The following is a 1,121-nucleotide window of genomic DNA, read 5'->3' on the forward strand; positions in this document are numbered from 1 at the left end:
CTCGACATCGGGTCTCAGCCTAGTGTAATCCCGGATTTGCCTAAGATTACAGCCTACACCCTTGAACCTGGACAACCGTCGCCAGGCCCACCTAGCCTTCTCCGTCCCCCCATCGCAATAGTAAGAAGTACGGGAATATTAACCCGTTTCCCATCGACTACGCCTTTCGGCCTCGCCTTAGGGGTCGACTCACCCTGCCCCGATTAACGTTGGACAGGAACCCTTGGTCTTCCGGCGAGGGAGTTTTTCACTCCCTTTATCGTTACTCATGTCAGCATTCGCACTTCTGATACGTCCAGCACACCTTACGATGCACCTTCAACCGCTTACAGAACGCTCCCCTACCCAATACATATAAATGCATTGCCGCAGCTTCGGTGTATAGCTTAGCCCCGTTAAATCTTCCGCGCAGGCCGACTCGACCAGTGAGCTATTACGCTTTCTTTAAATGATGGCTGCTTCTAAGCCAACATCCTGGCTGTCTGAGCCTTCCCACATCGTTTCCCACTTAGCTATAACTTTGGGACCTTAGCTGGCGGTCTGGGTTGTTTCCCTCTCCACGACGGACGTTAGCACCCGCCGTGTGTCTCCCGGATAGTACTTACTGGTATTCGGAGTTTGCAAAGGGTTGGTAAGTCGGGATGACCCCCTAGCCTTAACAGTGCTCTACCCCCAGTAGTATTCGTCCGAGGCGCTACCTAAATAGCTTTCGGGGAGAACCAGCTATCTCCAGGTTTGATTGGCCTTTCACCCCTAGCCACAAGTCATCCGCTAATTTTTCAACATTAGTCGGTTCGGTCCTCCAGTAAGTGTTACCTCACCTTCAACCTGCCCATGGCTAGATCACCTGGTTTCGGGTCTAATCCTAGCAACTGTACGCCCAGTTAAGACTCGGTTTCCCTACGGCTCCCCTAATCGGTTAACCTTGCTACTAAAATTAAGTCGCTGACCCATTATACAAAAGGTACGCAGTCACCCCGAAGGGCTCCTACTGCTTGTACGTACACGGTTTCAGGTTCTATTTCACTCCCCTCACAGGGGTTCTTTTCGCCTTTCCCTCACGGTACTGGTTCACTATCGGTCAGTCAGGAGTATTTAGCCTTGGAGGATGGTCCCCCCAT

1 rRNA gene is annotated in these 1,121 nt (G+C 51.8%); it reads right to left on the reverse strand.

The window, feature by feature from the left end:
• Positions 1-1,121, reverse strand: a 23S ribosomal RNA gene (locus tag C9J03_RS26345); the annotation flags it as partial.

It is taken from the genome of Photobacterium gaetbulicola (assembly GCF_003025515.1).
Classification (GTDB): Bacteria; Pseudomonadota; Gammaproteobacteria; order Enterobacterales; family Vibrionaceae; genus Photobacterium; species Photobacterium gaetbulicola.